This window comes from Marinobacter zhanjiangensis, assembly GCF_014651935.1.
GTDB lineage: Bacteria > Pseudomonadota > Gammaproteobacteria > Pseudomonadales > Oleiphilaceae > Marinobacter > Marinobacter zhanjiangensis.
In genome coordinates, this window is record NZ_BMXV01000002.1 from 456,367 (window position 1) to 483,036 (window position 26,670).

The window sequence follows — 26,670 nt, forward strand, 5'->3', positions numbered from 1 at the left end:
TCCGGCGATGTTGAGTGGCTTCTTCTTTGGCGGCGCCTGTCCCGGTTATCTGTTCGTTATCTGAGCGTACTTCTGCGATGATGAAGGGCAGGAACTCACCGGGAGGTTAAGCATGCCCTTTGTCAGCCAGTACAGCGCCGAATCACCCACACGTGAACAGATCGATGAGGCTAGCGGGCCGCTGGTGATCGAGTTTGGCACTGGATGGTGCGGCTACTGCCAGGCCGCGCAGCCTGTTATCGCTGAAGCCCTTGAGGCTCATCGCACCATCTCCCATCTGAAGGTCGAAGATGGTAAAGGTCGCCGGCTGGGACGAACCTTTGGTGTCAAGCTTTGGCCGACCTTGATTTTCCTGAAGGATGGTGAGGAAGTCGCGCGGGTTGTAAGGCCCACTGGCCGGGATGCGATTGAGGATGGACTGCGCCGGATTGACTGACCGGCGCGGCTGGAGCAGCACGGAGGGGTGATTGCGGGTGCTACTGAGTCCCAGCCAAGAGCCTTGCTAGCCCTGAATTCGAGAGAACAGCCCGAAAACCGCCTTAAATAACTGAATGTTGATTAGCGTGCTGCGGCTGGCGCCACTGGGCTGTGGCTTGCCTGATGGGCAGAGATGGTAGAGGCTCCTTTTTTCCGGCACCTGTCCTAGTCCGGTTTATTCAGTAACGTCACCCTGCCAGGGTCACGGCGTATCCGGCCCCGCTCTTCCAGCTTCGCCAGCGCTCGGTAGAGGGCTTCATGGGTAAGCCCGATTTCTTCGGCCACCGTTTTCCAGGTCTGCTCCATGCCGACCGCGGGGGGATTTCCGGTAGCCCTGAGGCGAAGCCAGGCCATCACCCGCTCGTCGGCCCGGCGAATATTCCGTAGCGAAAGTGTACTGCGCAGGTGCCTTACCTGCTCGGCAAGAATTCGCGTCAGATGAAGTCCCAACTCCGGCGATTCTGACATCAATTCAAGGAGAGGTTGTTTACGGATGACCATGACCCGCGCATCATCAGTGACCAGTGCATCGCAATGATAGTGAGGGGAAAACAGAGCCGCTTCTGCCAGTGTCTCTCCGGGGCCGGCGACATGCAGGCCCACCACGGATCCGTCTTCCAGGTGTCGGAGCAATCGGACCTCTCCGCCAAGTAACAGGAAGATAGCTTCAGCGGGGTCCCGCTGGCGGAACAGGAAGGCGGATGAGGGAATGTTTCGGATTGTTCGACAGGACTCCGGGACGGCCCGCTCCCAGTCTTCCAGCGTGTAGCTCATCGGTCCGTTCCTCTCAGATGATATGATCAGAATCATATCAGGGGCGTATTAGGGAGGCCTACACTGTTCCGGAGTCCATCTAACCCGAAGTCCGGAGCAATTCCATGAGACGACACTCTTTTCCTCCCCGCATTCTGGCCAGCGCCTTGCTGCTGTGCTTTGCTCCGCTGGTCTTTTCGCAGCAATCGCCTCACTCCCACGACCATGGCGAGGTTCAACATCTGAGTGACAATGGCACCATGAAGTCCGACAGTGATGGCAGGATGCCGGTCGAGAGCGGACAGGACGCCTTTGCCGCGGTACAGGAAATCGTCACGATACTGGAAAACGACCCTGAAACTGATTGGTCGCGGGTAGATATCAACGCGTTGCGTGAACATCTGATCGATATGCACAGGGTCACACTGGACGCCCGGGTCCGCAGTGAAAATGTGGAAGGGGGCGCCAGACATCACATCCGTGGCGACAGTGAGCGCACCGTCGCCGCGATTCAGCGAATGGTGCCAGCTCACGCAGCCTGGATGAATGCCAACTCCCCGTGGTCGGTGGAATCCATCCAGCAGCCCGGGGGAATTGAACTCGTGGTAAGGACATCAGATCCCGGCGATGAGAGGAAAGTCCGGGCACTGGGGTTCATGGGCTTCATGGCCCTGGGCAGCCACCATCAGCCTCATCATCTGGCAGTGGCACGGGGCGAAGCCATGCATACCGACCCAACCCGGTGACACTCTGTACGATAAGGTTGTACAGAGTCCCCAACGATCCGGATTGTGTGCTTACTCGGGAATGTCTGTTCGTTTGCCGTACGTGCTGCGGCTGGCGCAATTGATCTGTGACCCGCCGTGATGGGCAGTGGTGGTAGAGGTTTCTTCTTTGGCGGCGCCTGTCGCAATCATTCTTTTCCCAATCGTTCTTTGGGTGTCCCGGTCTACACTGCCGTCGGATGCGTCACTTTCCTATGTTGCTGAGCGTGGTAATCTTACGCCGCTTTGTAGTGTGTTTTTTTGATCAGAAAGACTGTCTACGGCGCAGGACATTGGCTCCATTGGTTTTGTTTCCTCGCCGCCACATCATTAATGGATTGATTTGCCCATATTCAATCTGGGCTCAAGGAGGATTCCTATGTCTGCACGTCCGGATACGTACACTCTGAAAGTTACCGTTGCCCGGTTGCTAGAACTCTCATATGCACGCAATGAAGGTCTTACAACTCGCATCTTGCGTGAGGTCGGTCCAGCATCAGTCTCCGTCGGAAGTGATGGCACTGCGACATTGAGCGGCAAGGCCGGAAACGTCACGTTTTCCGCTGGTGAAGTGGTGCAATCAATAGGTGTTCAGATTCGGCGGATAGGCGTCAGCATGGACGTAACAGAAGACGGCGAACTGGAATACACAGCGAGATTTCTGTTTGCTGGCGCGCTCGCATTGTCTGCCCGTGGCACGATAGATGTAGAGGAACTCATCCTCTCATGCTCGGGCCTTCTGTGCAGGGCTGCCAGGGCTCTGAAGTCCCGGACTGCCAGTACCGATCGGGAAATTGAGAGGGCGCTCAAATGAACCTGGCTCAACTCCTCCGTGGCACAACGCTTGGGCTGGCGCTTTCGATCGCAGGCTGTGCCGGAACTCCAGAGCAGAAGCCGACAAATGCCGCCCCATTGCAAGTTTCGTATCAGGAAATGGCCGCCGATCTGAATGCAGATCCCAGTTTTGCGACCTATGAGAAGCATCTGTCCCGCAAACTGAGCGAAGACATGGAGCCGGACCTTGGCCCCGATCCTGATGAGCACGTTGAGTTCCTTTCACCTCCGTTCTGGTATGAAGAAGTGCGAAACTTCCATGAAGGAACCCGCGATGGAAAACAGTGCCTGACCGTGAACGGAATCTCGGTTGATGGCGACCCGATAAGCGCAGGCATCGAGTATGTGGATGAGCAGGGGCAAAAAAAAATCAGGGCCGTAGAGATAGCCCTCTTTGAGCAGGTTGGGGAGTTGCCGTTGGAGGTTTGGTGCCCAGTGCGTCCCGATGAAATTTAGAGAATCCGGGAGAGAACTATTTGACTGGATGCGAAAAATAGATCTGTACCGGTTTCCTGAGGAGCGTTAGCGGTGCCTGTTTCCCGAACGTTCGAGCTTTAAAGGAATCAGGATCTTTGCCTTCTTGTGATGGCACAATGCTACCAAACCGGGCGGAAAACTCGCCCTGCGACGGGGAACCAAGACGGTCCATTATACGGGCTAAACCATCCGTTGAAAGACACCGTCTTTGCGCAGCCAATGGCGCAGAGCTGCCGCGATATGGCCGGCAATCAATACAGCCAGCGTTATCGCAAGCCATCCATGTATATAGAACAGGCGGGAGGCCAACTCCTCGTCCTGGGCGACAAAAGGCATCGCGGGCAGTCTGAAATCGCCCACTATGGTCAGAGCCGGAAACGCCGTGACACCGGCCCAGCCAAATAATGGTGTCAGCACCAGTAGTATGTAGATGAGGTGATGCATGCTCCTGGCCGCCATTTGTAGTGTGCGGGGCATTGTCTCCGGATAGGGCGGGCTTTTCATTCTGACTTTCACTATGATCCGCACGATCATCAGTAATAGCACGCTGAAGCCAATGGCTTTGTGCACACTGTACAACGTGTTCGTCAGCGCCCCCCAGATCTCCGCTTCCGCACGCGAAGCCATCCAGAGCCCAACGGGTATCAGCGTCAGAACCAGCAGGGCCATTAGCCAATGCAGTACTCGCCAGCCTGCGGGGTATTTCTGAATCTGTGGCATACGCTGTCCCTCTGTTGTTGTTTGCCGCCGCACAACGAACGCGGTTCTGGATCGACATATCGTTCCAGTCAGAATAGAGAACTTTAACGGCCCGGGTCCCCCGAACGTTCCTTTCCTGCCATGGCACAATGCTACCAAAACGGGCAGGGCTATTAGCCTGTTTGATTTCTGTCCACGTCGCCATGGGCGATGTTGAGTAAATAGCACACTTCGGACATAGTTGCCGACTGGACTTTAACCTGGAAGGGACTTCCTGAACGTGGCTACATCCCGGAATCAAGCCCAACCATCCTGAACCGCCTGGGCCTTTCACCCGACGAGTGGCTAGGGGAAGCCTGCGAGTTTGAGGCCCGTTACGTCCGAAACCTGCGGACGGAGCAGGGCAGGCGACGACGAGCAGCCTGATCGGGCGCCCTCATCCAGCAATCCATCCGTACTGGCACCCTGCCAGGAGCCTTGCTCGGCTTGAATTCGAGGGCGTTGGGTGAAAATCACCCGAAATGACTAAATATTGATCAGGCGTGCTGTGGCCGGCGCCATTGAGCTGTGGTTCGCCGCGAAGGGGAGTGAGGTTTGAGCCTTCTTCTTTGGCGGCGCCTGTCCTTGCCAAAAGAGGCAAGGCTTTCAAGGACTATTGGCAAAGAGGCAATGAGACAGATGCCAACCGAAGTGGCGACCATATTGATTTATGGAACAAGAGTGAAATCACCAGCTCGTCGATGCTATATCGGTCCTTTGCCGAATTCTTCGGTATGGTTTCAGACTTGAATAACAGTAAGAAGATCTGGTTCTGGGAGGTTAAGTGATGTCCCAAGGTAAGCGGGCGTTCCTGTCTGCTGGTTTCGTAGCTATTGTGACATTGGTGTCCGGTTTTCTGGTGTTTTTATATAGCTACAATGCCATTACGGATACTGTTCTGACGGACGAGCAACGTTTGGAAGGGTCAAGATTCGTCTTCTCTGTCACATTGCCTAGTTATCTGGCGATTTCGATTCTGATCGGAGCGGTTGTGTACTTGTTGATGAGGCGCTCAAAGTAACCAGTCGAAAAAAAGCTTTACCACCGTGGAAACATGACGCCGGGACGGATAAATAGGTCTGTCCCGGTTTTCCGATAACTGATTCCTTTCACGCTGGCTTCGGTGTAAATACACTATAGCCAATCATCCTGCTATGGGTAAGACCGCTTTGACGACAGGACGGTTCCATTCGCGGCGCCTGTCCCTCTTTCAGATCATGTCTATAGCTTTTTATGGCTTTTTCTTAGGTCAGTGGCGAACCTCAACAACGAGGCGCGGCGGACTACTCAGCTCACGGACCCGATAGCGGTTCGGCGACTCGACACCGAGGACCCATGTCACGACAGCCTCGAAGTCGCACGTCAGCTCCAGCTCAGAGAGGACCAGCAGGCCCGTCATACGCTCACGATCGGTGACCGTTGGCTGGCCCTCCCGGGTGTGCGCATTCGCAGGGTAGATCCGTACCTCGAGCCAGCCATCGCCGGCCACCGGTGTTACCTTGCCAGACCCGCACTTCCGCACGGGTTGATCAATGTACTCGGTGTGATAGCCCGGCACCCGTTCATCGAACTCGAAGACGATCCGGTCGAAGCCGTCGTGGGTGCCAGTGCGCACGGCGAGGAGGGTTGCCGGGCGCGCATCTGGCTGCGGCCGGTCGAGGATTCCGGCAGTCCATTCAGACGTATAGGTGGCCTCCGGGCCAGCGTGGGTCTGTGCTGAGCCATCCCGTTCGCCCAAAACGCCGCTGCATCCGGCCAGGGCGATGAAGACGGTTGCAGCAACTGCTGTGGTGTACTGTCGGATCCTCACTGTCCTTCCTCCTCGTTCGACTTCGGGCGAATGCTGTCATCCGGGTTCGAGTTTTTAGGTCGATGTCCAGTTTGTTCTATAGCCCATTGATTGATATAGCTTTTGCGAGTGCCTGTCCACGTTTCGATCTATGTCCTGGATATCTGCCCCTCATTATATGGGGTAACATCGGTTGGCGAAGTACCAGCCCCCTCAACCTTTGCAGGAGAAAAAAGTGTCAGATAACAACATCGAACTTACTTCCACCATTAGTGAAGATAACAAACTGGAACTTGCCCTGCGCGAGATCGAGATCCCGCAGCCGGGCGAAAACCAGGTGGTCATCCGCGTCGAAGCCGCCCCTATCAACCCGTCTGACCTGGGAGTGATGTTCAGCGCGGCTGATATGACGACGGCCAGTCAATCCGGTAGCGCCGATCGCCCGGTCATCAGTGCCGATGTTCCGGCCAAATTCATGGGCGCCGTTAAAAAGCGTGTTGGCAAGCCCATACCCGTGGGCAATGAAGGCGCCGGTACCGTTGTCGCTGCAGGCTCATCCGCCGCAGCGCAAAGCCTGGTGGGCAAAACCGTTGCGTTCATTGGCGGCGGTAGCTACCGCAAATACCTCTGTGCCAATGTTCAAAGCTGTCTGGAACTGGAATCGGGTACGACGGCAGACGAAGCCGCTTCAAGCTTTGTGAATCCGCTAACGTCATTGGCCATGGTAGAAACCATGCGCGCCGAAGGTCACAAGGCTATCGTTCACGCTGCTGCCGCCTCTAACCTCGGGCAAATGCTCAACCGCATCTGCATCGCCGACGGCATCGACCTGGTCAACATCGTCCGCAAGCCGGAACAGGAAGCACTGCTGCGTGACCAGGGTGCCAAATACGTGGTCAACTCCAGTAGCGACAGCTTTATGGCAGACCTGACCCAGGCACTGATCGACACCGGCGCTACTATTGCTTTCGACCCAATCGGTGGCGGTCGCCTGGCCAGTGATATTCTCACCTGCATGGAAGCCGCCGTCTCTCGCGACATGACTGAATACAGCGTGTATGGATCTGACATCTACAAACAGGTTTATATCTATGGCGGTCTTGATCGCGGCCCCATCACACTGAACCGCAACTTTGGTTTTGCCTGGGGTGTGAACGGCTTTCTGTTGTTCAATGCGTTAGGAAAACTGGGTACAGAAACCAACATCGCCATGCGCAAACGCGTAGCCGCGGAAATCAAAACCACGTTCGCCAGTCACTACACTCATGAAGTGTCACTGGCCGGTGCGTTACAACTGGATGCAATCTCGGCTTACGGCAAAATGGCGACCGGACAGAAATTCCTGATCAAACCACAGAGCTAACGTTTAGCGCCTGGCCGCAAGGCGATCCTGGTACGCGGACGTCAGATTGACTCCAGCGCCTGGGTGAACGGTAAGCCTGCGGACCAATGTCTCTGAACTAGCCCCAGTTTTACGGACACCCGGATCAGCGGTTCAGGGACGTTGGTTTTACGTTTTCTTTTTCGAGAACGCCTGTCCCAGATACGCGATCACGCCGCCTCATCCGGCCAGGGCGAGGCAGGCGGTGATCACAACTGCAGTTGCATCCTGGGATGCTTGTCCACGCAAGTTTTCGACTGGCACCCTTGATCCCGGGGAGGCGTCCAATTATGTCCAGGGGGGTGCCGTTTCTGCGCTTTAAGCGCCCACCAACGCTTTTAAAGCTTCGATCATCCGCTCAGAAAACAATCCGCATACTACCCCAACTAGCAGCGCACCTTGCCAGTTAACACCTATTTTAATACTTCTACTAAGAGAGGTGTGTTCGAAAATGTTGAACATCAGCAAAGCCAAAATACCGGATGAAATACCGGGGCCGGTTGCTAGTTGGGTACCAAGTGCGCTAAAGAATTCGCTCAAACTAGCCGACGCATTTTGTTCCACGGAATATTTTAGCGAAACTCCTAATAATGCAGATAATACGGCTATTATTGAAAGAACATAGGGCCTTGGCGAAACGGACACCGTCGTTGAAACTGAATCAAAACGACTTTCAGTTTTTTCCTTTTCCCGAAATTGACCTTCTACTGTAAAGTTGAATTTTTTGGCGGAGAACATGCTACGTTCAAACTTCAAAACGTATGTTGTGGCATAAAATGAATCTGGCTCTATGTTCGCTATTGCGACTTCTCTTGAGTCTTTTCCTATAGTGCTTTCTATCTCTTTAACCTGCTCCAGCTTCGATAAAAAAAGCGTTTCCAGTGCGCCTTTTCCATTCTGTACCAAAAACCATTTATCTATCGCAATAGCCGCATCTTCTGACGAGCTAATAACGAATGCCATAGACGACCTTTCTTTTCTAACTCTTTCAACGCTCTTTTCGATAAAGCCAGTAAACAATTTAAAGTAGGCGCGCCAATAGAAAGGATTTATGTCTTGGATTATTCGATGAATATGATTTTTTTCTATATCTAGAATTCTATTTTGAACTTCTTCATTTTCAGCGAACAAATAATCTTTCAATATTTGCGTCAGGTCTTCACATAGTTTTGCGTGGCGCTCTTTGGCCGCGACAGTTGAGGAATCTTTAACTTCAACTAGCTCGACGCCATCAGGTATCTGCGGGTTTAGGTTTACCAAATCCAAAACAGCAGAGCCTAGATTCTCGATCCTAACTCTATAAGCAGCTTCATTTGACCTGGAATCAGAAAGCTGTTCCTCTAGGTCCATTTTAATCCTTGACATTTAATATAACCATTTTTAGAAGCTAACAAAGCTGTAGAAAATCCGGTTCCGGGCGATTCTCACCACCTGAATGCTAAACGTTTTAACCCGCCCTTCAACGGAACGGTTCTCCAGATTCTAATGTATGGGAAGCAGTTTTGGCTCCAGGAGGCTGCGAAGGCCCGTACTGCCTACTTCCAGACGGCCTATGCTCGGCACTTTTGTCTCCGGCATCATGCCGCCAACCTCCCGATATTATGCACCAGGCAGTATAGCTGCCACTGCCACGTACTTTTCTCTTGCCCCGCAGGCTGAAGGTTTTTTGCGGGTGACTGTCCATGTCTTTACCCGCGTGAAAAAATGGCCTAATTAATGGGATTGACACCACAGTCACTTGTTATGCGGGGCCAGTATTGTTCTGCCCCATAGACCCTAAAGTCATGTTTATAGCTTTAGACGCTTCCTCGAGCTTTCTTTGCCTTGCCCGCTCTTCAATTTTCTGGTCTAAAATCAGTTCGATGCCAAGCCTCACAACTGAGAAATGCTTCAAACATTCATCTTCGCTTAGTTCGTGAATGTAGTGGTCAACTAATCCCGGACAGTGTTTTAAGGTTTTCCTCAGCAGCAACAGGCGGAATGCCACCGTTGAATGCGTGAGGTCGCTGCCGGTTGTAGTAGTCCATCAAGTAGCTCCCAACATCTTTCTGGGCCTCGGGCAGGTTTCGGTAACCCAGCGCCGGTATCCACTCCGATTTCAGACTCCTGAACAGTCTCTCCATCGGTGCGTTATCCCAGCAGTTGCCACGCCGGCTCATGCTTTGTGTCATTCGATAGCGCCAGAGCCTCTGACGGAACTTACGGCTGGCATACTGGCTTCCCTGATCCGAATGGAACATGGCTTTCTCCGGTTGACCACGTTGCTCCCAGGCGTGATCCAGAGCTTTTACAACCAGATCCGCATCCGGACTGGATGACATCGCCCAACCAACAACGCGCCGGGCATATAGGTCCAGCACAACGGCCAGATAACTCCACCTCTGGCCACTCCAGATGTAGGTGATGTCACCACACCAGACTTTGTTAGGCTGTTCTACTGCAAACTCCCGGTCCAGATGGTTTGGGATATCCGGTCGTTCAACGGTGGCCTGCTTGTAAGCGTGAGGGCCTGGCTGCTTACAGATCAGCCCCAGCTCACTCATCAACCGTCGAACCTTGAAGCGGCCAATAACCACGCCGTCATCGTTGAGCATGCCTTTGATCGTCCTGCTCCCAGCAGAGCTGCGGCTCTTGGTAAACAGGCGGTTTACCTGGGCCTTCAGAGCCAGACGCTCAACGTCTATATGGTTCCGCCGTTGGCGGTTCTCATAATAGCTGGACCGGCTGATATCGAACGCATTGCAGACCATTTCAACAGGCATTCGCTCACTCAACTGGTCTATCAGCGCGTACGATTCATGTCGTCCGACATCAAGAGAGCGGTAGCCTTTTTTAGTATGTCTTTCTCCATTTCAAGCCGCTTGCAGCGGGCTTCCAACTCCTGAATCCGGCGCTGTTCCGGGGTTAGCGCCTTACCCTTTGGTGTAACGCCGTCACGCTCCTCGGTCAGCTGGTTAACCCAACGTCGGATAGCACTTTCACCGACCCCCAGGGACACACTCGCCTGCGGAATCGTGTAGCCCTGATCCAGCACCAGGCTGGCTGCTTCCTGTTTGAACTCAGGAGAAAAAGAACGTCGCTTTCTGGTCATCAGACACCTCGTTTATGGTGGTGATATTACCACCTACGTTGGTGTCCGGAATCATTGAACCACTACAGAAGGCCTTTACTCAATAAACTATACAGCCCTGCATGGGATACCAAAAACTGTGGCAGATGAGATTTTAGTGCTGTGATCTTTTCTGACATTCTCATCTGCTTATATAAATCCTCATCCCATCCCGATTCATGCTTGGCGACAATATGCGCATCTTCAACGAGTCGCTCGAATACTCGACGCAAATAAACGTAGGACCCGATACCGACATCATGTGCAGCCAAGCCTATTCCTTTCGCTAGGTCTGAATAGACTTCATATGGTAGTACAGCTCGATACTTTTTGATTTCAGGAAGATTTAGAGCTGCGATTGAAGGGTACTGACCGATTTTTTCCAAAAACTGTGTTACCGACGGGCTACCATCATCGTTGGTATGTGAGCCGCTTTGAACCTTGTATAAAAACTGCAGTTTGTGTGTGTGATTTCTGCCACAAGAGAATGCACTCAAGTAGATATCGGGCTGGATTAGAGGAGGTTCCGGTTTTTTTAAAGGGCTAGAAGTCGTGACAGCCGATATCGCTGAGTATCTTTCAACCTCTTTTTTATAGGTATCTTCCTTCAATTCTAGAGGCAGCCCATTTCGGTCATTTCGAAATGTCGAATCTTTGCCACAATCCAGACAAAAACAATCAATGGTGCCGACATAAAAAAGCAATTTTGCAATATGGAAAACCTGATCTCTTTCCCACTGAATCCTAGAATATAGAGGCAACTCCAAGTAAAAGTCTTCTGCGGTCATCGATTCTGCCATAGTAACTTCCAGTGTATGAATTTGATCGTATAACAGCAGCTAGATAGGCCATCTTTATGATAGCGAGAATCTGACCGCTTCGTTATTACGCTTCATGATTCCACCATCCTTTACCGGTCTTGGTAATGGTTTCAGAAAAATCAGCAACTTGTGCAATCGGAGAGCGGGGCTGCACACCATTATTGGGTAATAACGAAGCAGTCAAACAATGACACCCACAAACAAAAAGGCCCGGCCAATCACCGTTCGCCAGGCCTCCTCATCAGAAACTACCTGCTACCTCAACCACACTTAGAGTCGCCACAGGACAGGCACGTCGCACACCCATCCATAATAACAACAGCCTTGGTGCTGCATTTAGGACACAAAGTAGCATTAGCCGGATAATCCCCAACACTCTCATCGTTGGAAGGCGTCTTCTGAGCAGTCTCAAACTCAGCCCGCTTCTCCGCCAGAATCCGCTTGGTCACATCACTCAGCTCTTCACTCTCAATAAGACCAATAGCCTTCAGGTGTCTTTCGATCACGCCACCAATCTCAGCCACCAGGGACGGCATAAACACGCCCCCTTTCTTGAAGTAGCCACCGTTGGGGTCATACACCGAGCGCAGCTCTTCCACCAGGAAGGTTACGTCGCCGCCCTTGCGGAATACGGCGGAGATAACCCGGGTGAGGGCGATGACCCACTGGAAGTGCTCCATGGACTTGGAGTTGATGAACACTTCGTAGGGCTGCCGGCTTTCGTGGTCGGTGCCTTCGTTGAGCAGGATGTCGTTGATGGTGATGTACATCGCGTGCTCGGCCACCGGCGGCTTGATCTTGTAGGTGGTACCCAGCAGGAAGTCCGGCCGCTCGATGGTCTCGTTCATCTGGATGGGCTGAGGCTTTGCCTGTTCGGCGGCCTGAGCCTGGGCCTCCGGGTCCGCTTTCTTGACCCGGTAGCCGACGATCTGGTTGGTAATTTTCGCTGTCATGGTCATGTTTCCTGTCAGTTGCCGGATCAGTATTTGCCGTAGGTGCCTTCTTTGAGGGCGTCGAAGAGGTTGGCGGCGGTGTGGATTTCGCCGTCGTACTCGACTTTCTCATTGCCCTTGAAGGTAACCTTGCTGCCATCGTCCAGGGTGAATTCGTAGAGAGTGTTCTCCAGATCGGACTCTTTCACCAGTACGCCCTGGAAGGCTTCCGGGTTGAAGCGGAAGGTAGTGCAGCCCTTCAGGCCCTGCTCGTAGGCGTACATGTAGATGTTCTTGAAGTCCGGGTACGCGAAGTCTGTGGGCACGTTGGCGGTCTTGGAGATGGACGAGTCCACCCACTTCTGGGCCGCGGCCTGGATGTCCACGTGCTGGGTCGGGCTGACGTCGTCGGAGGTAGTGAAGTAAGACGGCAGCTTCTTGTCTTCGTCTTCGGAGAAGGGCATGGCACCGGCGTTAATCAGGTGCCGGTAGGCCAGCAGTTCGAAGCTGAAGACGTCGACTTTTTCCTTGGTCTTGCGACCCTCCCGGATGATGTTACGGGCGTAGTGGTGCGAGAAGCTCGGCTCGATGCCGTTGCTGGCGTTGTTGGCCAGTGAAAGGCTGATGGTGCCGGTGGGCGCGATGGAGGTGTGGTGGGTAAAGCGGCCACCTTTTTCCGCCAGCTTTTCCACCAGTTCCGGCTCTACCTCGGCAATGCGCTTCATGTAGTTGCTGTACCGGGCGTGGAGGATGCGGCCCTTCACCTTGTCACCCAGCTTGTAGCCATCCTCGGCCAGCTGCGGGCGCCAGGCCAGCATCTTCGGGGTGATCTCGAACTCCTCGTCCATGATCGGGGCGGCGCCTTTCTCTTCGGCCAGGGCCAGGGACTGGCGCCAGCCTTCCACCGCCATTTCGCGGACCACGTCTTCGGTGAACTGTACGGACTCGTCAGAGCCGTAGGGCATGCGCAGCATGGCCAGGGTGGAACCCAGGCCGAGGATGCCCATGCCGTGGCGGCGCTTGTTCATGATTTCGTGGCGCTGTTCTTTCAGGGGCAGGCCATTGATCTCCACCACGTTGTCCAGCATGCGGGTGAACACGGCCACCACCTCGCGGTACTTTTCATAGTTGAAGCTGGCCTTGTCGGTGAAGGGGTTCTCCACGAACTTGGTCAGGTTCACCGAGCCCAGCAGGCAGCTGCCATAAGGAGGCAGGGGCTGCTCGCCACAGGGGTTGGTGGCGCGGATTTCCTCGCAGAACCAGTTGTTGTTCATCTGGTTCACCTTGTCGATGAGGATGAAACCCGGCTCCGCGTAGTCGTAGGTAGACGTCATGATGGTGTCCCAGATGAACTGGGCCTTCAGGGTCCGGTAGATGCGGCAGGCGACCTTGCCTTCGTCGTTGGTGACATAGCCTTCCGTCTTGGGGAAGTCACGGTAGACGAACTGGCTGCTATCGTTCAGGTCCAGGCCTTCGTGCTCGGCTTCTTTCGCGGTAACCGGGAAGGACAGGTGCCAGTCGTCGCCGTTGCGCACGGCTTCGATGAAGTCTTCGGTGATCAGCAGCGACAGGTTGAACTGGCGCAGGCGGGCGTCTTCACGCTTGGCCTGGATGAATTCGATCACGTCCGGATGGTGCACGTCGAAGGTGGCCATCTGGGCACCACGGCGGCCACCGGCGGAGGACACGGTGAAGCACATGCGGTCGAAGATATCCATGAACGACAGCGGGCCGGAGGTGGTGGCGCCGGCGCCGGCCACGTAGGCACCGCGGGGGCGCAGGGTGGAGAACTCGTAGCCGATACCGCAGCCAGCCTTGAGGGTCAGGCCTGCTTCGTGGTTCTTCTCCAGGATGTCGTTCATGGAGTCGCTGATGGTGCCGGACACAGTGCAGTTGATGGTGGAGGTGGCCGGCTTGTGGGCCTCGGCGCCTGCGTTGGAGGTAATCCGGCCGGCCGGAATGGCGCCGTTCTGCAGGGCCCAGATGAACTCCTTCATGTACTGGCCGCGCTTGGCCTTGGGCTCCACCTCGGACAGGGCGCGGGCAACCCGCTGGTAGGTGTCATCGATGGTGGTGTCTACCGGCTCGCCAGTCTTGGTTTTCAGCTGGTATTTGCTGTTCCAGATGTCCAGTGAGGCATCCTGCATCGGAATATCTGTGGTTACTACCTGTAATTTTGCGCTCATCTCCACCCTCGATTTATCGGATTTTTTTGGTCCGAACGCCGTCAGACCGGCGCTCACTACGGGTTTGGCCGCCCTGTCGGGGATGTGGGCCAAACACTATATCTAGTTAGAATGAACGAGAGTATAGACACTATATAGTGTTGTGTGAAGAAAAGAGGGGCTATTGAAAGAGGGGGTATGTTGCAAAAAAATTATCAGCAAAACGGTTGCAACGCCGGTAAGCCAGACAGGACAAGGCTTTGTGACACCTCACCAGTTAAGTGACAGGTTGCGGAAATGTGAGCGAGGCCCGGTTCCGGGTCAGGCCTTGCCCACATCGGGGATTTTCCTCGCGGTGGTGTCAGCCCAGCAGCAGGCTGTCGTCTTCCACCTGCAGGCCGCGCTGTTGTTCGAACAGATCCAGCAGGTCCTTTACTTCCAGACCTTTGCGCTCCGGGCCGGCGATGTCGAACACCACCTGGCCCTGGTGCAGCATCACCGTACGGTCACCCACCTCCAGGGCCTGCTTCATGCTGTGGGTGACCATCAGGGCGGTGAGCTTCTGCTCGGTGATGATATCCTGGGTCAGCTCCAGCACGAAGCGGGCGGTTTTCGGGTCCAGCGCGGCAGTGTGCTCGTCCAGCAGCAGGATGGAGGAGGGCGTCAGGCTGGCCATCAGCAGGCTCACGGCCTGGCGCTGGCCGCCGGAGAGCAGCCCCATCTTGTCCGTCAGGCGGTTCTCCAGGCCCAGGTTGAGCTTGGCCAGGGCCGCGCGGAACCGGTCCAGATAGCTGCGTTTGACGGCGCTGGTCAGCCACCGGCGCTGGCCCCGTTTGATGGCCAGAGCCAGATTTTCCTCGATGGTCAGGCCTTCACAGGTGCCGGCCAGTGGATCCTGGAACACCCGGGCCACACGGTGCGCGCGCTTGTGGGTGGGCAGCCTGGTCACATCCTGGCCGTCCACCTCGATGCGGCCACTGTCGACGATGACTTCACCGGCCAGCGCGTTCAGGAAGGTGGACTTGCCGGCGCCGTTGCTGCCGATCACGGTCACGAATTCGCCCTGGTTGACGGTCAGGCTCATGCCCCGCAGGGCCGGGTTCTCCAGGGGTGTGCCCTGGCCGAAGGTAAGCTCGAGATTCTCTGCACTGATCATGTCGCGCTCCTTCAGGCCTTGTTGCGGGTCATTCGAGCTTGCAGCTTGGTGCGGAAGCCGGGCAGCACGATGGCCAGGGTCACCAGTACGGCGGTGATCAGGTTCAGGTCCTGGGCCTGCAGACCCAGCATGTCGGCGTTAAGGGCAAAGGCGATGGCCAGGCGGTAGACGATGGCTCCCACCACGCAGGCAATCAGTGCCCGCAGCACACTCGTGGGTGTGACCAGGGCTTCACCGCCGATCAGTGACGCCAGGCCGATCACAATCACCCCCACGCCCATGGTGACATCGGCAGCGCCCTGGCTCTGGGCAAAAAGGGCACCGGCCATGCCCACCAGGCCGTTGGACAGGGCCACACCCAGGATGATCATGCCGCCGGTGGCAATGCCCTGGGCCCGGGCCATGCGTGGGTTGGCGCCGGTGGCCCGCATGGACAGGCCAACCTCGGACTTCATGAAGCGCCACAGCAATACCAGAACCACCACGGCGACCACCAGGAACAGGGCCACGGGGGCCATGTAGTAGTTTTCCGGGGAGAACTGGTTTTCCCACCAGGTGACCACGGTTCCTTCATACAGCAGCGCCAGGTTGGGGCTGCCCATGATGCGCAGGTTCACGGAGTAGAGCGCAATCATGGTGAGGATGGAGGCCAGCAGGTTGAGAATATTCAGCTTGACGTTCAGTAGCGCGGTCACAGCACCGGCGGCCATGCCGGCGAATACGGCCATCAGGGTGGCCAGCCAGGGGTTCCAGCCGCCGAGGATCAGTACGGCGGCGACGGCGGCACCCAGGGGGAAGCTGCCGTCCACGGTCAGGTCCGGAAAGTCCAGCACCCGGAAGGAGATGTAGATACCGAAGGCCACCAGACCATAGATAAGGCCGGTCTCCAGGGCACCGAAAAAGGCGATTTGACTAAGCATGAGCAGGGTTCGCTGAGGCCTGGTGCAGGCCCGGCAGTGAAAGCCGGGCCCCGGGGATTTACTCGCTGCCGATAACTTTGGCGGCTTCGGAGATCAGGTCGTCGTCCAGGGTGATGCCCATTTTTTCGGCGGCACCCGGGTTCACGAACAGTTCCAGCTGGTCAACGGTTTCCACCGCAATATCGGCCGGGGCGGTGCCTTCCAGGATGCGCGCAACCATGCTACCGGTCTGGCGACCCAGGTCGTAGTAGTCAAAGCCCATGGCAGCGACGGCGCCGCGCTCGACGGTGGCGGTATCAGCGGCAAATACGGGGATTTTGGCGCGCTCGCCAACAGAGATCACGGCCTCGGCGGCACTGATCACGGTGTTGTCGGTGGTCAGGTAGATGGCATCGACCTTGCCGGACAGGGAGCGTGCGGCGCCGAGCACTTCGGAGGTCTTGGTGGCGGCGGCTTTCTCAAGGGTCAGCCCGCGCTTTTCCAGGGTCTCTTCCAGCATCTCGACCAGGGCCACGGCATTGGCTTCGCCGGGGTTGTATACGGTGCCGATGGTTTTGGCCTCCGGTACCACCCGCAGCAGCATGTCCATGTGGCGCTCCAGCGGCAGCATGTCGCTGACACCGGTTATGTTGCGGCCGGGGGCTTCGAGGCTTTCCACCAGTTTGGCGCCCACCGGGTCGGTAACGGCGGAGAACACTACCGGCAGGTTGCGGGTGGCGGCGGCCATGGTCTGGGCGGACGGGGTGGCAATGGCCACGATCACGTCGGGCTGTTCGCCGGCAAACTTGCGGGCGATCTGGGCGGCGATGGCGGAGTTGCCCTGGGCGCTTTCGTGCATCAGGGTCAGGTTGGTGCCTTCTTCATATCCCTGTGCGGCCAGTTCATCCTTGACGCCCTGATGGACGGCATCCAGCGCGGGATGCTCTACAATCTGGGTGATGGCAACGGTCTTGCCTTGCTCTGCCTGGGCCAGACCGAACCCGGTCAGCAGCAGGGCGGTTGCCAGAATTCGCAGAAAAATCTTGGCCATGAGCCATTTCTCCAGAACATATGTGGGGGATTATGAGGCACGGCGTTGCCGGGCCGGCTGAAAAAGAAGGCGGGAGTTTATCACAGGGCCATCGGTTTTGCGCAGCTTCGGGTACCCCGGTGTTATCCCCTGCATGGGCCCGGAGCGTGCAGAAACGGATGCCAACGGATTGTGGATATGTAAACGTTATCTGCAACACGCTTTGACGGCCATGGCCAAGATGCAATAGTCTTCTGTTAATCCGGTGACCAGTTTCGGAAATTTCAACGATAACAACAAACAGGCGCGGCCCATGATGGCGAGGGCGCCTCTCAGCCAGAGGTCTTAGGGAAGACGCATGAGTACACAACAAAAATTACCGCTAGACATGATTTATCACTGGGAGACGGCCCGCGCGGAGCAGGTCTACATGACCCAGCCCCTCAGCAACGGCGACGTTACCGAGTACACCTGGCGCAGGGCAGTGGGGGAAGCCCGTCGCATGGCCACCTACCTGAAATCCCTCGATCTGCCGGAGAAGAGCCGTATTGGCATCGTCTCCAAGAACTGCGCCCACTGGCTCATGTCTGACTGGGCCATCTGGATGGCGGGCCATGTGTCGGTACCGCTGTACCCGACCCTGAATGCGGATACCGTCAGTTATATCATCGAACACGCCGAGATCCCGGTACTGTTCGTGGGCAAACTGGACGACTGGGAGTCCATGAAGCCGGGGGTGCCGGATTCCGTGCACTGCATTACCTATCCTCTGAGCCCGTCCACCAACTTCAAGACCTGGGATGACATCGTGGCGGAGCACCCGCCCATGTCCGAAAATACCCGGCGCGATCCCGATGAACTGGCCACCATTGTTTACACCTCCGGCAGTACCGGCCGGCCCAAGGGCGTGATGCTCAGCTTTGCCAACCTGGCCTACGCTGCCACCGGTGCCGCCGACCGGCTGGAAGTCACCAGCGAGGACCGTTACCTGTCCTATCTGCCCCTGGCTCACGTTTTCGAGCGCTATGTGGGTGAGCTGACGTCCATGAACAAGGGCTTCCATCTGTATTTTGCCAACAACCTGGACACCTTTGTCGAGGACCTGCAGCGTTGCGAGCCCACCCTGTTCATCGCCGTGCCCCGTATCTGGACCAAGTTTCAGCATGGTGTGTTCGAGAAGATGCCCAGGGAGAAGCTGGAGAAGCTGCTGAAGATCCCGCTGCTCAACCGCATCATCAAGAAGAAGATTCTCACCAACCTGGGCCTGCAGCACGTGCGCTACGCCGGCTCCGGCTCGGCGCCCCTGTCGCACGATATCCTGGAATGGTATCGCAATCTGGGGCTGGAACTGCTGGAAGGTTATGGCATGTCCGAGAACATTGCCTACTCCCACACCACCCAGCCGGGCCGGGCACGTACCGGCTACGTGGGTGAGGCGCTGCCCGGGGTGGAGTGCAAGATCGGCGACCATGGCGAGGTGCTGGTGAAGAGCCCGGCCACGATGATGGGCTACTACAAGGATGAGGAGCGCACTAAAGAGGCCTTCACCGAGGACGGCTTCCTGCGTACCGGTGATGTGGGCGAGATTGACGAGCTGGGCCGGCTGCGGCTGACTGGCCGCCTGAAGGAAATCTTCAAGACCAGCAAGGGTAAGTACGTGGCACCGGCCCCCATCGAAAACAAGCTGATGCGGGATGACCATATCGAGGCGGTGTGCGTGTCTGGCGAAAACCAGGTGTCACCGTTCTGTCTGGTCATGCTGTCGGAGGCAGCCCAGGAGAAACGGGACGACCCGGAATTCCGCAAGGAGCTGGAAAAGAACTTTACGGAACTGCTCAAGGACGTCAACCAGACTCTGGACCCTCACGAGCACCTGCGTTTCATGGTGGTGGTGGACGAGCCCTGGACCATCGAGAATGACTTCCTGACCCCGACCATGAAGCTCAAGCGCAACGTGGTGGAGGATGCCTACCGCAAGAAGGTGGACGACTGGTATGCTCAGGAAAAGACCATAATCTGGGAGTAGCCCGGCTGCACCGGTCGCCGTGTCTCGCTGGCCGGCGATCGAATCAATTCCCGGAAACCGATCCCCCGGGGGGTCGGTTTTTGTGTTTCTGAGGGATACCTGTCATGAGTCGCCTGGACGATTTTCAGCAACGCATTCACGACGTCATTCCGTTGACCCATGCCATGGGCACGGAATTGCTGCACTACGATGGTCGGCAGTTGCTGGTGGGGGCACCACTGGCGCCCAACAGCAACCACCAGGGCACCGGCTTTGGTGGTGCGGTCTACTCGGTCGCGGTACTGGCCGCGTGGGTTCTGATCGAGCTGGCCGTGGAAGACGCGGCAGTGGACGGCACGGTGGTGATCCAGAGCGGCAGCATGGACTACGGCCAGCCGGTGGACAGCGATTTTTTCGCCATCTGCCAGTTGCCGGAGCCGGCCGAATGGGAGCGCTTCCTGACCATGCTCAAGCGGCGCGGGCGCGCCAGGGTTGCCCTCAAATCCGGGCTTTATTGTGGCACCCCCGGGCTGGAACCGGAGGGGCCGGCAGCCGCCTTCTTCGAGGGGCGGTTTGTGGTCAGGGCCCGGTAGGGCGGAGCGTTTTACTGCTGACTGTAGGCCCGGGCCGAGCCGATGGAACGGCTCATCAGGATGATCGGCACAATGCCTGCCAGCACAATGATCAGCGCGGGCAGGGCGCTGATGCCCAGCAGTTCGTCGGAGGCGTACTGGTACACATGGGTAGCCAGGGTGTCGAAGTTGAACGGCCGCAGGATCAGGGTAGCCGGCAGTTCCTTCATGCAATCGACGAATACCACCAGCGCTGCCGTCAGCATGGTGCCCCGCAGCATCGGCAGGTGAACCTGCAGCAGTGTGGCGGTGGTGCTTTTGCCCAGTGAGCGGGCGGCCATGTCCATGCTGGGGGTGATTTTCTGCAGCCCGCTTTCCAGACTGCCGGCGGATACCGCCAGGAACCTCACCGTGTAGGCGAACACCAGGGCGAAGGCCGTGCCGCTGAGCAGCAGGCCGGTACTGACTCCGAACCAGTCCCGCATCCAGGCATCGATCTGGTTGTCGAACGCTGCCATGGGCACGATCACGCCCACCGCCAGCACCGCGCCGGGCATGGCATAGCCCAGGCTCGACAGGCGCATCATCACCTGCATGGGTCTGGTGTCGTGAAGCCGGCGGCTGTAGGCCAGGGTCAGGCCGATGATCAGCGTGGCGAAGGCGGCGGCGGTAGACAGGAACAGACTGTTAAGGGTGATCTCCACAAACCCCGTGGACCAGCTCTGGTCAAAATAGATGACCGCATAGCGCGCCAGTACCAGGGCCGGCACCACAAAACCGAGCACGATGGGCGTGGCGCAGGTAAGCACGCAGATCCACTGGCGCGGGCGGCTCATGGTGAAGCGATGGATGGGCGCGCGGTTGTCGCGGGCGGCGTACTGTTGCTGGCGCCGGCGTGAATAACGCTCCAGGGTCACCAGAATCACCACGAAGGTGAGCATCACCATGGCGATCTGTGCCGCCCCGCCCAGGTTGCCCAGGTTCATCCAGGTGTCGAACAGGCCGGCGGTCAGCGTTTGCACGGCAAAGAAATCCACGGTGCCGAAATCGTTGAGGGTTTCCATCAGCACCAGTGACAGGCCCACGGCAATGGCAGGGCGGGCAATGGGCAGTACCACCCGGAAAAAAGTGCTCAGGGCGGAATGGCCGAGGCTGCGGCTGACCGAGAACAGCGACGGCGACTGCTCCAGGAACGCCGCCCGGGCCAGCAGGTAAACATAGGGATACAGCACCAGCCCCAGCATCAGGGTGGCGCCCCAGAGACTGCGGATCTCCGGGAACCAGTAGTCCTGGGCGTTCTGCCAGCCAAACCAGTCACGCATCGCGCCCTGCACCGGGCCGGCGTATTGCAGGATGTCGGTGTACACGTAGGCGATGACGTAGGCAGGCACGGCAAAGGGCAGCAGCAGCGCCCACTGAAACATCTTGCGCCCGGGAAATTCGCACATGGTGACGGCCCAGGCAGTGGACAGGCCGATCGCCAGGGTCAGGGCCGACACACCCACCATCAGGATCAGCGTGGTGCCTATATAGCGGGGCAGGGTGGTATTGATCAGGTGTGGCCAGATGTTTTCATCCGGAAACAGGGCCAGCCAGGCCACGGATAAAACCGGCAGCGCCACAATGGCGGTAATGGCGATGGCGGCGAACAGCCAGCGGCTGGAGGTACGGCGCGGCGTCAGGGGGGATGGAGTGGCCGGTTGCTCAATGACGTCCGCCTGGTTCATGGCAATCCTGTTCGGTGGCAAAGGGCGGGAGTGTAACCAGCGGTTGTACCCGCTTCAATACGCGACTGAATTCCAATGGCCGGAACGAACGATGCCGGAGCTCCGTCAGGAGGCTCCGGCACTGGATATTGGCCCTGTGGATCAGTTGTCGTAATCGACCCGGTCAACCATGCGAACGGCCTTGTCGGCATTGTCCGCGATTTCCTGCAGCGACAGGGTATCGGCGTTCAGCTCGCCCCACTCGGCCACGATACCGGTGGGTGAAACCTCCGGGTTGGCCGGGAATTCGGAGTTGGCCTCGGCGTAGATCTGCTGGGCTTCGTCACTGGACAGGAATTCCATCAGCTCAATGGCATTTTCCCGGTTCGGCGCACTGTTGGTCAGCGCGATGCCGCTGATGTTGACGTGTGTGCCCCGGCCTTCGTCATTGGGGAACACGATGCGAACCTGCTCGGCAATCGGGCGTTGCTCTTCGTCCTGCAGCATTACGCCGTAGTAGTAGCTGTTGCCGATGGCCACGTCGCACACACCCTCGGTGACAGCGCGGATCTGGTCACGGTCGCCGCCCTGGGGCTTGCGGGCCAGGTTGTTCTTCAGGCCCTGCAGCCATTCTTCCGCCTGCTCCTCGCCGTGGTGGGCGATCATGGAGGAGAACAGGGCAATGTTGTAGGGGTGCTTGCCGCTACGGGTGCAGATGCGACCTTCCCATTCCGGATCGGCCAGTTCCTCGTAGGTGGTGATCTCGCCCTCCTCGACGCGGTCCCGGGAGGTAAAGATCATCCGGCCCCGGGTGGTCAGAGCGAACCACTTGCCGTCCGGGTGGCGCAGGTTCTCCGGAATGTTCTCTTCCAGGGTCTCGTTGTCTACCGGTGCGGTCAGGTCCCGCTCGACCAGTTCAGAGATGCGGGAGATGTCTACGGTCATGACCACGTCGGCCGGGCTGTTACGGCCTTCCCGGTCCAGTCGCTCCGCCAGACCTTTTTTGGCGAAGACGACATTGGTCTCAATACCGGTTTCGTCGGTAAACGCGTCAAGCAGCGGCTTGAGCAGGAATTCCTGGCGGTAGGAATAGATGTTGACTTCGCCGCTGGCGGCAGCGGCGAACGGGGTGAGGGCAACGGTGCAGGCAGTGGCGAGTGCGGCCAGACGTAATTTCATGCTTACTGTCCTTATGTCAAAAGTGAGAAACGAATGTATTCTCGTTCGCAGACGGGAAAGTGTCAATGTCTGTGAAAAAGATTGTCCGATCGCCGGTTTTCAGACATGGGACCCTGTTTTTCAGGCTATTTTCCGGTTAGCTTGCAGACATTACAGAACAAACCGGGTCTGATGGCTGATCCATATCAAACGGGAAGCGCGATGCAGACGAACAGACGTGAACACATGCGTACCGCCCTGAATGCCAGGGTCAGGGTGGTGCATGATTCTCTCGGCGAGGGAGTTTTCTCCACCAGGGACATTTCCGATGGCGGTATTTTCGTGGTCGTGGAAGACGGCGGTTTTGCCCCGGACATCGGGGATGTGGTGACGGTTCAGGTGCAGGGATTGCCGGTACCGGCGCCGGAGCTGACCATGGTGGTCGTGCGCAAGAGTCCGGACGGGTTCGGTCTGCAGTTTGCGGATGAATGATCCTGATATAGCAGGGTTTTTGCGCGGCCTGACTAAATACTGGACAGTTTGTGATGTTTGTCACAGTATTACGATGTGTTGCAGAAGGACAATATACGTAACCAAATGTGGTATTCCGGTTACTCTTCTACATATATTTGTAATGGAATAACGACACGGAGGCGACGACAATGGATGTTGTCAAAGAACGTTCAGGGCAGAGGTGGAAAGTGGGAGTATCCCGGAACAAGGTTTACACGCAGGACCTCGAGGTGGGCATGTTCGTGTCTGACCTCGACAAGCCGTGGCACCTGACGCCCTTCCCCATCCAGGGTTTCCATATCCGCTCTCAGGAAGACATCCGGGCACTGATCTCTCATTGCCGCTGGGTCATGGTGGATGTGGCCGAGGGCCGCGACAGCCTGGAATATGATCAGACGGGGGCTCCCAGCTTCGCCCGCCGCACCAGCCGCAAGGCCAGCCCCGGGGAAGTGGTTCAGCTTCCGCCCATCCAGATCAAGCGTCCGGTCAATCACGATACCCGGCGCTCGCTGAAGCGGGAACTTCGTGCCAGTGGCTCGTTGCTGGTATCGGCAGAGGACGCGGTGCGCAAGGTGGCGGGCAGCCTGCGCAATGACATGGTGCCGGAGCTGCGCCCGGTCACCAAGGTGGCGCGGCAGATGACCGCCAGTGTAATCCGCAACCCGGATGCTCTGTTATGGCTGGCACGGGTTCGCCGTCATGACGACTATACCTATCAGCATTCCCTCAAGTCGGCGGTCTGGTCTCTGGTGCTGGGCCGGCACCTGGGTCTGGACGAACAACTGCTGACTACCCTGGCCACCGGGTGCCTGCTGGCCCATGTGGGCAAGGCGGAGCTGCCCCGGGAACTGCTGGCCAACGAATTACAGCTGGACCCCGGGCAGTATCGTGAGTTCCGTACCTATGTGGAACGGGGTGCGCGCCGGCTGGAAGAGGCCGGTGTGCCCCGGGGCGTGGTTGCGGTGGTGCGCGGACACCGTGAGCGACACAATGGCTCGGGCTTTCCGGCCGGTGTCCGGGGCGACCGTATTCCCTTGCTGGCCAAGATCGCCGGTCTGGTGGATTACTACGAGTCGTTGATTGCACCCCGGGCAAACTACCAGCCACTGTCGCCGGCCCAGGCGGTCAGCCAGCTGTTCGAGCTGCGCAATGTGGAATTTCAGGAAGACCTGGTGGAGCAATTCATCCAGTCTGTAGGCATCTATCCCATTGGTACCCTGGTGCAACTCAGCAACGGCCAGCGGGGTGTGGTGGTTTCCCATTCACCCAGGCGCCGGCTGATGCCGAAGGTCATGCTGATGACCGATACCCGTCAGCAACCCCTGAAAGCGGCGAAAATGGTCAACCTGGCCACCTGCAATGAAGGTCGTCGGCTGGACGAATCTCTGCGTGTGCAAGGTTGCCTGCCTAACGATACCGACGGCCTGGATCCGTCCCGGTATGACGTTACGGGTGCGGAATCCCGCTGGAACCTGCGCCGGCTCGTGGGTGCCTGAAACCGCTCGGTAAACCAGCTGATATCACCAGCTGTCAGCCTTATACCATCCGCTGCCTGTCGCCCTGGCCGGGCACACCCTTGATTTTTCCCCGTGTTGTCGCAAGATATAGCGCTTTCGCGCGCTACATTCCCCATTCGGACAACGCCATGACCAGCCAGACCAGCGAGCAAGATCCTCCCGTGTGGGCCCTGGAGATCGAGGGGCTCAGAAAACGTTACGGCAGCGGATTTGAAGCCCTCAAGGGTATCGATCTGCACGTGCGGGAAGGGGACTTTTTCGCTCTGCTGGGCCCCAACGGGGCCGGTAAATCCACCACCCTGGGGATTGTCTGCTCGCTGGTGAACAAGTCCTCCGGTAGCGTCCGGGTGTTCGGTCACGACATTGATACCGACCTGGCCGCGGCCAAGTTGAATCTCGGCGTGGTGCCCCAGGAGTTCAATTTCAGCCAGTTCGAGAAGGTGTTCGACATTGTCACCACCCAGGCTGGCTATTACGGTATTCCACTGCGCAAGGCAAAGGAGTCGGCGGAGTATTACCTGAAAAAGCTGGGGCTGTGGGACAAGCAGGACGTTCCGGCGCGCATGCTGTCCGGCGGCATGAAGCGTCGTCTGATGATTGCCCGGGCGCTGGTCCACAACCCCAGGCTGCTGATTCTGGATGAGCCTACGGCGGGGGTGGACATCGAACTGCGCCGTTCCATGTGGACCTTTCTGGAAGAGATGAACCGCAACGGCACCACCATTATTCTCACCACGCACTACCTGGAGGAAGCGGAAGCCCTGTGCCGGAATATCGCCATCATCGACCAGGGCCGGATTCTCCGCCATACCAGCAAGAAGGACCTGCTGTCCCAGTTGCACGTGGAAACCTTTGTGATGGACACCGACCAGACGCTGACCACGGCGCCGGAACTGGATGGCTTCGCCACCCGCCTGGATAGCGAGGGTGCGCTGGAAGTGGAGGTGGTGAAAAGCCAGGGCCTGAACGGCGTCTTCGCCCAGCTCGATAGCCTGGGTATCCGGGTGCTGAGCATGAGAACCAAATCCAACCGGCTGGAGGAGCTATTCCTGCACATGGTGGAAGAAAATGCCCGCCAGACGGAGGTGAGCCAATGAACCCGGCAGCCATCTTCACGGCGTTTCTGACCATTGTGATCCGCGAGGTACGCCGGTTCACCCGGATCTGGCCGCAGACCATGCTGCCTCCGGCAGTCACCATGACCCTGTATTTCGTCATTTTCGGTAACCTCATCGGCTCCCGCATCGGCTCCATGGGCGGTTTCGACTATATGGCTTTTATCGTGCCCGGGCTGATCATGATGTCGGTCATTACAAGCTCCTACGCCAACGTGGTGTCGTCTTTCTTTAGCATGAAGTTCCAGCACAGCATCGAGGAGCTGCTGGTGTCACCCACGCCAAACTGGACCATTCTGGCCGGTTATGTAGCGGGCGGCATGGTGCGTGGGCTTGGCGTCGGGCTGATCGTGACGCTGCTGTCGCTGGCCTTCACCCGCCTGCAGATCCACTATCTGCCGATGGTGATATTGACCGTTTTCCTGACCTCGGCACTGTTTGCCCTGGGCGGCTTTATCAACGCCATGCTGGCCACCAAGTTCGATGATATTTCCATCGTGCCGACCTTCATCCTGACACCGCTCACCTATCTGGGCGGGGTGTTCTATTCCATCGACATGCTGCCGGGGTTCTGGCAGGGCGTATCCATGATCAACCCGATCCTGTATATGGTAAACGCCTTCCGTTATGGCATCCTCGGGGTCTCGGATGTGAATCCCTATATCGCGCTGGGCATGATCCTGGTGTTTATCGTTATCCTGTCCGTGGTGTCCCTGCGCATGCTGCAACGGGGCAAGGGCATCCGCCACTGAGGAACTG

General features: G+C 57.3%; 25 protein-coding genes. 12 read left to right on the forward strand and 13 right to left on the reverse strand.

Annotated elements, in window-relative coordinates; translation table 11 throughout:
* Positions 1-112: 112 nt before the first annotated feature.
* Entirely contained in the window at positions 113-436 is a 324-nt protein-coding gene (locus IE079_RS05530) for a thioredoxin family protein (RefSeq protein ID WP_189574032.1), read from the forward strand.
* A 206-nt stretch (positions 437-642) separates the two neighbouring features.
* Here the strand turns inward: IE079_RS05530 and IE079_RS05535 are convergent, their stop codons facing one another.
* A complete protein-coding gene (locus tag IE079_RS05535) occupies positions 643-1,251 on the reverse strand; it encodes a Crp/Fnr family transcriptional regulator (protein WP_189574034.1) in 609 nt (202 codons plus the stop codon).
* A 104-nt stretch (positions 1,252-1,355) separates the two neighbouring features.
* Between IE079_RS05535 and IE079_RS05540 the strand changes: the two genes are divergently transcribed.
* From IE079_RS05540 to IE079_RS05550, 3 genes are all read left to right on the forward strand, one after another.
* Complete coding sequence (locus IE079_RS05540; RefSeq protein ID WP_189574038.1) at positions 1,356-1,976, forward strand: hypothetical protein; 621 nt, start codon at positions 1,356-1,358, stop codon at positions 1,974-1,976.
* A 397-nt stretch (positions 1,977-2,373) separates the two neighbouring features.
* Positions 2,374-2,808 carry a hypothetical protein gene (locus IE079_RS05545; protein ID WP_189574041.1) on the forward strand — a complete coding sequence of 145 codons (435 nt, stop codon included), beginning with the start codon at positions 2,374-2,376 and terminating at the stop codon, positions 2,806-2,808.
* A complete protein-coding gene (locus tag IE079_RS05550; protein ID WP_189574043.1) occupies positions 2,805-3,284 on the forward strand; it encodes a hypothetical protein in 480 nt (159 codons plus the stop codon). Before IE079_RS05545 ends, IE079_RS05550 begins: the two co-directional genes overlap by 4 nt.
* A 201-nt stretch (positions 3,285-3,485) precedes the next feature.
* Here the strand turns inward: IE079_RS05550 and IE079_RS05555 are convergent, their stop codons facing one another.
* On the reverse strand, positions 3,486-4,025 hold the full coding sequence (locus tag IE079_RS05555) for a cytochrome b (protein WP_189574045.1): 540 nt from the start codon (positions 4,023-4,025) through the stop codon (positions 3,486-3,488).
* Positions 4,026-4,591: 566 nt separating this feature from the next.
* Between IE079_RS05555 and IE079_RS19080 the strand changes: the two genes are divergently transcribed.
* Positions 4,592-4,831 (forward strand): T6SS effector amidase Tae4 family protein, encoded by a 240-nt coding sequence (locus IE079_RS19080; RefSeq protein ID WP_227712335.1) that lies wholly within the window; start codon positions 4,592-4,594, stop codon positions 4,829-4,831.
* A gap of 461 nt (positions 4,832-5,292) precedes the next feature.
* Here IE079_RS19080 and IE079_RS05565 read toward each other — a convergent pair whose 3' ends face one another.
* Positions 5,293-5,853 carry an AMIN-like domain-containing (lipo)protein gene (locus IE079_RS05565; RefSeq protein WP_227712336.1) on the reverse strand — a complete coding sequence of 187 codons (561 nt, stop codon included), beginning with the start codon at positions 5,851-5,853 and terminating at the stop codon, positions 5,293-5,295.
* A gap of 214 nt (positions 5,854-6,067) precedes the next feature.
* On the opposite strand from IE079_RS05565, the gene IE079_RS05570 reads away from it, so the two are divergent.
* Positions 6,068-7,195: a zinc-binding dehydrogenase gene (locus tag IE079_RS05570; RefSeq protein WP_189574051.1), complete on the forward strand. Its 1,128-nt coding sequence runs from the start codon at positions 6,068-6,070 to the stop codon at positions 7,193-7,195.
* A gap of 336 nt (positions 7,196-7,531) precedes the next feature.
* Here the strand turns inward: IE079_RS05570 and IE079_RS05575 are convergent, their stop codons facing one another.
* The 8 genes from IE079_RS05575 to IE079_RS05610 form a co-directional block, all read right to left on the reverse strand.
* Positions 7,532-8,563, reverse strand: a complete 1,032-nt coding sequence (locus IE079_RS05575) for a hypothetical protein (RefSeq protein ID WP_189574054.1) — start codon at positions 8,561-8,563, stop codon at positions 7,532-7,534.
* A 578-nt stretch (positions 8,564-9,141) separates the two neighbouring features.
* A protein-coding gene (locus tag IE079_RS05580) for an IS3 family transposase (RefSeq protein WP_189574056.1) occupies positions 9,142-10,304 on the reverse strand; the annotation gives its coding sequence in 2 pieces (ribosomal slippage) (positions 9,142-10,049 and positions 10,049-10,304; 1,164 coding nt in all).
* 62 nt (positions 10,305-10,366) lie between these two features.
* The gene (locus tag IE079_RS05585; protein WP_189574059.1) at positions 10,367-11,122 is read right to left on the reverse strand and encodes a hypothetical protein; all 756 of its coding nucleotides are present in this window, start codon (positions 11,120-11,122) and stop codon (positions 10,367-10,369) included.
* A 281-nt stretch (positions 11,123-11,403) separates the two neighbouring features.
* On the reverse strand, positions 11,404-12,096 hold the full coding sequence (locus IE079_RS05590; RefSeq protein WP_189574062.1) for a TSCPD domain-containing protein: 693 nt from the start codon (positions 12,094-12,096) through the stop codon (positions 11,404-11,406).
* 26 nt (positions 12,097-12,122) lie between these two features.
* Positions 12,123-14,261: an adenosylcobalamin-dependent ribonucleoside-diphosphate reductase gene (locus IE079_RS05595; RefSeq protein WP_189574065.1), complete on the reverse strand. Its 2,139-nt coding sequence runs from the start codon at positions 14,259-14,261 to the stop codon at positions 12,123-12,125.
* A gap of 340 nt (positions 14,262-14,601) precedes the next feature.
* Positions 14,602-15,396: an ABC transporter ATP-binding protein gene (locus IE079_RS05600; protein WP_189574068.1), complete on the reverse strand. Its 795-nt coding sequence runs from the start codon at positions 15,394-15,396 to the stop codon at positions 14,602-14,604.
* Between the two features lie 11 nt (positions 15,397-15,407).
* Positions 15,408-16,316 carry an ABC transporter permease gene (locus tag IE079_RS05605; RefSeq protein WP_189574071.1) on the reverse strand — a complete coding sequence of 303 codons (909 nt, stop codon included), beginning with the start codon at positions 16,314-16,316 and terminating at the stop codon, positions 15,408-15,410.
* 58 nt (positions 16,317-16,374) lie between these two features.
* Complete coding sequence (locus tag IE079_RS05610) at positions 16,375-17,346, reverse strand: ABC transporter substrate-binding protein (protein WP_189574074.1); 972 nt, start codon at positions 17,344-17,346, stop codon at positions 16,375-16,377.
* A 337-nt stretch (positions 17,347-17,683) separates the two neighbouring features.
* Here IE079_RS05610 and IE079_RS05615 point away from each other — a divergent pair, with 337 nt between their 5' ends.
* A complete protein-coding gene (locus IE079_RS05615) occupies positions 17,684-19,351 on the forward strand; it encodes an AMP-binding protein (RefSeq protein ID WP_189574077.1) in 1,668 nt (555 codons plus the stop codon).
* Positions 19,352-19,455: 104 nt separating this feature from the next.
* Positions 19,456-19,923, forward strand: a complete 468-nt coding sequence (locus IE079_RS05620; protein WP_189574080.1) for a thioesterase domain-containing protein — start codon at positions 19,456-19,458, stop codon at positions 19,921-19,923.
* Positions 19,924-19,934: 11 nt separating this feature from the next.
* Here the strand turns inward: IE079_RS05620 and IE079_RS05625 are convergent, their stop codons facing one another.
* The gene (locus tag IE079_RS05625; RefSeq protein ID WP_189574083.1) at positions 19,935-21,629 is read right to left on the reverse strand and encodes an ABC transporter permease; all 1,695 of its coding nucleotides are present in this window, start codon (positions 21,627-21,629) and stop codon (positions 19,935-19,937) included.
* A gap of 141 nt (positions 21,630-21,770) precedes the next feature.
* Positions 21,771-22,787: a Fe(3+) ABC transporter substrate-binding protein gene (locus tag IE079_RS05630; protein ID WP_189574086.1), complete on the reverse strand. Its 1,017-nt coding sequence runs from the start codon at positions 22,785-22,787 to the stop codon at positions 21,771-21,773.
* A 201-nt stretch (positions 22,788-22,988) separates the two neighbouring features.
* Between IE079_RS05630 and IE079_RS05635 the strand changes: the two genes are divergently transcribed.
* From IE079_RS05635 to IE079_RS05650, 4 genes are all read left to right on the forward strand, one after another.
* On the forward strand, positions 22,989-23,258 hold the full coding sequence (locus tag IE079_RS05635; protein ID WP_189574089.1) for a PilZ domain-containing protein: 270 nt from the start codon (positions 22,989-22,991) through the stop codon (positions 23,256-23,258).
* Positions 23,259-23,428: 170 nt separating this feature from the next.
* Positions 23,429-24,775: an HD-GYP domain-containing protein gene (locus tag IE079_RS05640; RefSeq protein WP_227712337.1), complete on the forward strand. Its 1,347-nt coding sequence runs from the start codon at positions 23,429-23,431 to the stop codon at positions 24,773-24,775.
* A gap of 149 nt (positions 24,776-24,924) precedes the next feature.
* The gene (locus IE079_RS05645; RefSeq protein WP_189574092.1) at positions 24,925-25,893 is read left to right on the forward strand and encodes an ABC transporter ATP-binding protein; all 969 of its coding nucleotides are present in this window, start codon (positions 24,925-24,927) and stop codon (positions 25,891-25,893) included.
* Entirely contained in the window at positions 25,890-26,663 is a 774-nt protein-coding gene (locus IE079_RS05650) for an ABC transporter permease (RefSeq protein WP_189574095.1), read from the forward strand. Before IE079_RS05645 ends, IE079_RS05650 begins: the two co-directional genes overlap by 4 nt.
* The last annotated feature ends 7 nt before the right edge of the window (positions 26,664-26,670 follow it).

What these genes read in the sequence shown, in the direction of transcription:
- IE079_RS05530 (WP_189574032.1), top strand. Translation starts at nt 113, where the DNA reads ATGCCCTTTGTCAGCCAGTACAGCGCCGAATCACCCACACGTGAACAG.
- IE079_RS05535 (WP_189574034.1), bottom strand. Translation starts at nt 1,251, where the DNA reads ATGAGCTACACGCTGGAAGACTGGGAGCGGGCCGTCCCGGAGTCCTGT.
- IE079_RS05540 (WP_189574038.1), top strand. Translation starts at nt 1,356, where the DNA reads ATGAGACGACACTCTTTTCCTCCCCGCATTCTGGCCAGCGCCTTGCTG.
- IE079_RS05545 (WP_189574041.1), top strand. Translation starts at nt 2,374, where the DNA reads ATGTCTGCACGTCCGGATACGTACACTCTGAAAGTTACCGTTGCCCGG.
- IE079_RS05550 (WP_189574043.1), top strand. Translation starts at nt 2,805, where the DNA reads ATGAACCTGGCTCAACTCCTCCGTGGCACAACGCTTGGGCTGGCGCTT.
- IE079_RS05555 (WP_189574045.1), bottom strand. Translation starts at nt 4,025, where the DNA reads ATGCCACAGATTCAGAAATACCCCGCAGGCTGGCGAGTACTGCATTGG.
- IE079_RS05575 (WP_189574054.1), bottom strand. Translation starts at nt 8,563, where the DNA reads ATGGACCTAGAGGAACAGCTTTCTGATTCCAGGTCAAATGAAGCTGCT.
- IE079_RS05585 (WP_189574059.1), bottom strand. Translation starts at nt 11,122, where the DNA reads ATGGCAGAATCGATGACCGCAGAAGACTTTTACTTGGAGTTGCCTCTA.
- IE079_RS05590 (WP_189574062.1), bottom strand. Translation starts at nt 12,096, where the DNA reads ATGACAGCGAAAATTACCAACCAGATCGTCGGCTACCGGGTCAAGAAA.
- IE079_RS05595 (WP_189574065.1), bottom strand. Translation starts at nt 14,261, where the DNA reads ATGAGCGCAAAATTACAGGTAGTAACCACAGATATTCCGATGCAGGAT.
- IE079_RS05600 (WP_189574068.1), bottom strand. Translation starts at nt 15,396, where the DNA reads ATGATCAGTGCAGAGAATCTCGAGCTTACCTTCGGCCAGGGCACACCC.
- IE079_RS05605 (WP_189574071.1), bottom strand. Translation starts at nt 16,316, where the DNA reads ATGCTTAGTCAAATCGCCTTTTTCGGTGCCCTGGAGACCGGCCTTATC.
- IE079_RS05610 (WP_189574074.1), bottom strand. Translation starts at nt 17,346, where the DNA reads ATGGCCAAGATTTTTCTGCGAATTCTGGCAACCGCCCTGCTGCTGACC.
- IE079_RS05615 (WP_189574077.1), top strand. Translation starts at nt 17,684, where the DNA reads ATGAGTACACAACAAAAATTACCGCTAGACATGATTTATCACTGGGAG.
- IE079_RS05620 (WP_189574080.1), top strand. Translation starts at nt 19,456, where the DNA reads ATGAGTCGCCTGGACGATTTTCAGCAACGCATTCACGACGTCATTCCG.
- IE079_RS05625 (WP_189574083.1), bottom strand. Translation starts at nt 21,629, where the DNA reads ATGAACCAGGCGGACGTCATTGAGCAACCGGCCACTCCATCCCCCCTG.
- IE079_RS05630 (WP_189574086.1), bottom strand. Translation starts at nt 22,787, where the DNA reads ATGAAATTACGTCTGGCCGCACTCGCCACTGCCTGCACCGTTGCCCTC.
- IE079_RS05635 (WP_189574089.1), top strand. Translation starts at nt 22,989, where the DNA reads ATGCAGACGAACAGACGTGAACACATGCGTACCGCCCTGAATGCCAGG.
- IE079_RS05640 (WP_227712337.1), top strand. Translation starts at nt 23,429, where the DNA reads ATGGATGTTGTCAAAGAACGTTCAGGGCAGAGGTGGAAAGTGGGAGTA.
- IE079_RS05645 (WP_189574092.1), top strand. Translation starts at nt 24,925, where the DNA reads ATGACCAGCCAGACCAGCGAGCAAGATCCTCCCGTGTGGGCCCTGGAG.
- IE079_RS05650 (WP_189574095.1), top strand. Translation starts at nt 25,890, where the DNA reads ATGAACCCGGCAGCCATCTTCACGGCGTTTCTGACCATTGTGATCCGC.